This window comes from Sporosarcina sp. NCCP-2222, assembly GCF_023168145.1.
Classification (GTDB): domain Bacteria; phylum Bacillota; class Bacilli; order Bacillales_A; family Planococcaceae; genus Sporosarcina.
This window is the reverse complement of sequence record NZ_BQYK01000001.1, coordinates 727375-732139: the sequence shown is the minus strand read 5'-3', so window position 1 is coordinate 732139 and position 4765 is coordinate 727375. Positions and strand designations below refer to the sequence as shown.

At 44.8% G+C, this 4765-nt stretch carries 6 protein-coding genes and 1 pseudogene; 4 read left to right on the top strand and 3 right to left on the bottom strand.

Annotation, left to right across the window (positions count from 1 at the left end; genetic code table 11):
* Positions 1–475: 475 nt before the first annotated feature.
* From NCCP2222_RS03805 to NCCP2222_RS20710, 3 genes are all read right to left on the bottom strand, one after another.
* On the bottom strand, positions 476–1273 hold the full coding sequence (locus NCCP2222_RS03805; RefSeq protein WP_248509730.1) for a DsbA family protein: 798 nt from the start codon (positions 1271–1273) through the stop codon (positions 476–478).
* Positions 1270–1662, bottom strand: a complete 393-nt coding sequence (locus tag NCCP2222_RS03800; protein WP_248509729.1) for a globin domain-containing protein — start codon at positions 1660–1662, stop codon at positions 1270–1272. The genes NCCP2222_RS03805 and NCCP2222_RS03800 overlap by 4 nt, the downstream gene beginning before the upstream one ends.
* A gap of 93 nt (positions 1663–1755) precedes the next feature.
* Positions 1756–2439, bottom strand: coding sequence for a lytic transglycosylase domain-containing protein (locus NCCP2222_RS20710; protein WP_282570646.1), 684 nt, complete (start codon positions 2437–2439; stop codon positions 1756–1758).
* A gap of 142 nt (positions 2440–2581) precedes the next feature.
* Here NCCP2222_RS20710 and NCCP2222_RS03790 point away from each other — a divergent pair, with 142 nt between their 5' ends.
* From NCCP2222_RS03790 to NCCP2222_RS03775, 4 genes and pseudogenes are all read left to right on the top strand, one after another.
* The gene (locus tag NCCP2222_RS03790) at positions 2582–2965 is read left to right on the top strand and encodes a UPF0738 family protein (protein ID WP_248509727.1); all 384 of its coding nucleotides are present in this window, start codon (positions 2582–2584) and stop codon (positions 2963–2965) included.
* A gap of 49 nt (positions 2966–3014) precedes the next feature.
* On the top strand, positions 3015–3683 hold the full coding sequence (gene yjbM, locus NCCP2222_RS03785) for a GTP diphosphokinase (RefSeq protein WP_248509726.1): 669 nt from the start codon (positions 3015–3017) through the stop codon (positions 3681–3683).
* Between the two features lie 4 nt (positions 3684–3687).
* Positions 3688–4488 carry an NAD kinase gene (locus tag NCCP2222_RS03780; RefSeq protein WP_375709151.1) on the top strand — a complete coding sequence of 267 codons (801 nt, stop codon included), beginning with the start codon at positions 3688–3690 and terminating at the stop codon, positions 4486–4488.
* Positions 4488–4765, top strand: a pseudogene (locus tag NCCP2222_RS03775) (RluA family pseudouridine synthase); the annotation flags it as partial. The gene NCCP2222_RS03780 and the pseudogene NCCP2222_RS03775, both read left to right, overlap by 1 nt.

Genomic DNA, 4765 nt, shown 5'->3' with positions numbered 1-4765 from the left:
ACCGCCGTATACCGAACGGTACGTACGGTGGTGTGAGAGGTCGGGAGTTAATCACTCCCTCCTACTCGATTCCAATTTTCAATATTCCATGCGATTTGGGGAGAAGCGTTGTCGTTAGACAGGAAAGACTATAACAGTAGTTATATTTATATAATTATAAATAAAGCGCTTTCATAAGCTCGAAACTTGTCGAATCAAGGAAGACGGCTGTTATATAACTTATAGCTATAATGTTTTACCTGTTTAGCATTTGTGACATATATGTGAATTTATTTGTGAAATGTTGATTTAACTATTATTCCATGATAAATTATAGATGTGAAATAAATCACATACCAAACATACACCCCTTTTGTTTGAACGTGAACATTTCTCCCATTCCCTTTATTAGAGCATCCCTCTCCCCCAGGAGGGATGCTCTTTATATTTAATTAAAGAAAAAACTCGATTCCCGTTTAAAGGAATCGAGTCTTTTTCATTTATTGCGCCATAAGGTTGTATTTTGCAACGTCAATCGTTCCACCTTTTGCTGGAGAAGGCGTTTTTTTAATTCACGTTCCGCTTCTTTTTCGGAAAGGGAATAAATGCTCGCGATTTCTTGAGTCGACATCGTATCAAACCGCTGCAAGAGATCATCGAGCTCAGGAGGGCATTCAGGCGTAATCGTGCAGCCGAGAAGTTCCTCCAGTATTTGTTCATATACCTCATAAGGATAGGATCCACTGACCATCAATCCTTCGTCTTCGATATTGCCATTGAAAAAGACGAACGTCGGGGCTTCGGCCACTTCCATTTCCTTTGCTAGATATAAGTCCACCTGCAATGATCGCATGACGTTTTTAGAGGAAAAATCGCGGATGAATTCATCCACATCAAGGGTAAGCTTTTCTGCTATTTCGGTTAATACTGAAAAAGAGGTGATGTTCCTGTTTTTCAGAAACGTATACTCATACATTTTGGAAAGGAAACGAAAACCTGCCCGTTTTCCTTGGAATTCGGCAGCTTTCATGGCGATGCTAGGGAAAGCGGGATGGCTTTTCTCACATGCCAATAAGTCGTCTTCATTGCGGCAGCATGCATTCGTTTTCGGAATGGAAGTGCGCAATGCGAGCTGCAAGGAAAAATAGCGGTCGTATTCAATCTGCAATTTGCGGAGCAGCGGTTGCAACGACCAGCAGGCACTGCACAAAGGGTCTACGAAAACATATAATTCAATCGGTCTCGATTGGGATGGTGAGGAGACCGGAGTTTCCATCAATGTCCGACGGTTCAATGAAAATCACCCTCGTTCCGATTTACCATATGATTAGCTGTCATCTCCAGCCGTTTAAAGTAAATTTCACGCAGCTTTCCTTCCATTCCGACTTCATCCATTGCTTCCTTCATACAGGCGAGCCATGCCTTGGCCCGAGTCGGTGTGATAGGGAAGGGCATATGTCTTGCCTTCATCATCGGATGTCCATGTTCTTCGGTATATAAATTGGGTCCGCCCAAATATTGTGTCTGAAATTGTTTTTGCTTTCTAGCAGTTTCGGTCAGGTCTTTTGGGAAAATCGGATATAAGTCCGGATGGACAGCAACTTTTTCATAAAATCGGTCAATGAGTTCCGACAGCTTTTCAGCACCGATCTCCTCATAAGGAATCAAAGGTTTTCGAGTCATTTATGTCAATCTCCTTTGCTCTGACTGTAATGACATTTTATCAACCAGACTATTCTTTCACAAATAAATAGCCTTACAACTTCTTCAAGTCAGTCATACATGGAAACTTTCATAATAAACGAGCACTTTTTGCACATACTGCTGTGTCTCTTTAAAAGGCGGTATGCCGCCATATTTTTTTACATTGCCGGGTCCCGCGTTGTATGCCGCAAGTGCCAGCTCTGTATTATTTCCGAACTGGTCCAGCATTTGACGCAAATATTTTGCGCCGCCGTGGATATTCTGCACAGGATCCATGCTGTTTTGGACTCCCAGGAGCCGGGCAGTCCCGGGCATCAGCTGCATCAATCCCGCGGCACCCGCATGGCTGACGGCGGAAGGATTGAAATTGGATTCCTGTTTAATAACAGCTGAAATTAATTTTTCAGGGACACCAAAACGTTCCGCTGCTTCTTTAATAATGTCTGCAAAATCCCGGTCTTCATTCATGTCAATCCTAGGCATCCCGCTAGCAGATGTGCTAACGAATCCATTGCCGATGGAGAGTGGCATATATATTTGGTTTGCACCGGAGTAGGCCAAAGGGTCGGCTGCTCCAAGCAATGAGCCGGAAACATTTGTCACTGAATCCGCAATAGAAGATGAACCCATGAACTCTCCAAGCAATTCATCAAACAGGGAAGCAGTCCCGGTTTGTCCAAAGGCATATGTTTGTACAGAACCCAATGTCTGCATCGCATTTATGTCAAGCAGTGTACGAATGGAGCGCGCATCCATAAAGATCGTTCCTTTCATTGTAAACAGTAAATTATACTATATGTATAGTATAACAAGTATACGCCCAAACGCATATTACAAACTGCATGAAAACCTATCATATGGTAGACTGAACGTATGATAAGGAAAGGAAGTAGAACGCATGCGAATTCAATATCGAGTGAACGACGCAACTATACATAATGAAACAATGCAATTTACCATCGATGCGACCAATGGACGTCCCGAAGGTGCACCTTCCAAGAAAATGATCACTGATTCGGATGAGATGGCATTCGTTTATTTATTTGAAACAGAAGAGGGTTATACGTACATACATTTCCCGAAAACTATCTGGCCGCAAATGGCGGAAGTGCTGGAATCAGGCAAGCAGCCTGTGGCGAAATGGGATGAGGAAATAATCGAGCTTCCTGGATTTGTGGAAGAGCTGACGATGTTAGTTTTTAATATCGAAGGGAATGACAATTACGGCGAAGAATTCTCCTCCGCCGTGGAGGACGAGTTCAGCGCTATCTTACAGGTTTAATACCTGAGTCGAGTTGTTAGTATTGAATAGAGTGGGGGGAGGGTCCTTGATGAAGGAATGGAAACAATTTTTAGGACCATACAAGCAGGCAGTGGCCGAATTAAAAGTGAAATTAAAAGGATTGCGGTCACAATACGAATTGGAAAATGTCCATACACCTGTTGAGTTTGTAACCGGCCGGTTAAAGCCTTTGGCGAGCATCTATGATAAGACGCTTGAAAAAGGGATCCCGTTTGAACCCTCTGAGGCTTTGGCGAAAGAACTCCCTGATATTGCGGGTGTCCGCCTGATGTGTCAATTTGTTGATGATATCGGCAAAGTCGTGCAGACGCTTAGGCAGCGGACTGATATGCGGGTAATTGAGGAACGTGACTACATTTCCAATAAAAAAGCGAGCGGCTATCGCTCGTATCATATAATTATCGAGTATCCGGTGCAGACGATACACGGAGAGAAGACGATCCTAGCAGAAATCCAAATCCGGACGCTTGCGATGAATTTCTGGGCCTCCATTGAACATTCATTGAACTATAAATATAAAGGCGAATTGCCTGATGAGATCAGGCATCGCCTGGAACGTGCGGCAGAGGCGGCATTCCGGCTGGATGAGGAGATGTCGCTCATCCGGGATGAAATACATGATGCCCAGAAGTATTTCAGTGCATTCAAGGAAACGCCGGACAGTGACTATGGCGAACAAAAGTGGAAGGGGGAGTAAATTCATGAAATTTGCAATCCAAACGAGGAATGATACGCTGTCTGAAAGATTGCGCGATGAGGCAAAAGGCTATTTGTCCGATTTCGGTCTCGAATATGATGAGAATGAACCTGATATCGTCCTGTCGATCGGAGGCGATGGCACGTTGCTGCACGCCTTTCATAAGTATATTCATCGGCTGCAGCATACTGCGTTTGTCGGGATCCATACGGGACATCTCGGATTTTATGCGGATTGGAAGCCGTTGGAGATTGAAAAGCTCGTTATTTCCATTGCTCGAAAAGAATACGATGTCATTGAATATCCGCTACTTGAAGTACGCATTAATTATCGAACGTCCGATGAGGTGGCTACGTATTTGGCGTTGAATGAATCAACTGTGAAATCACCGGAAGTGACGCTTGTCATGGACGTAGAGTTGAATGGAGAACATTTTGAAAGATTCCGGGGAGACGGCCTTTGCATGTCCACCCCTTCCGGCTCCACAGCGTATAATAAAGCTCTTGGCGGTGCCATTATTCATCCGGCACTTCCTGCGATGCAGCTGACTGAGATGGCGTCCATTAATAACCGGGTATTCCGTACAGTGGGATCGCCGCTTGTGCTGCCATCTCATCATAATTGTGTCCTGACACCAGTCAATGGACCCGATTTCATGGTGACGATTGACCATTTGCAGTTGCTTCACAAAGACGTCAAGTCTATAGAATACAAAGTATCCGGACAGCGTGTCCGATTTGCACGTTTTCGCCCGTTCCCTTTCTGGAAACGCGTGCACGATTCGTTTATTGCGAGTGACGAATGATGCGGCAGGAAGATCTCAGATTCCGGCTTGATTTCCTGGTGGAAGACGACTCCATTCTATTGCGTGATTTCTTGCAGCAAAAAGGCATTTCGAAAAAGACGCTGACCGCCACGAAGTATGAAGGAGGCGCTCTTCTCGTGAATGGGCAGGAACAGACTGTCAGATACCGGTTAGACAAAGGAGACGCTGTTTCCGTCCTTTTTCCGCTTGAGGAGCCGAGCGCAGGCTTATCACCGGAAGAAGGGGAATTGTCGGTCGTGTATCAGGACGAAGCGCT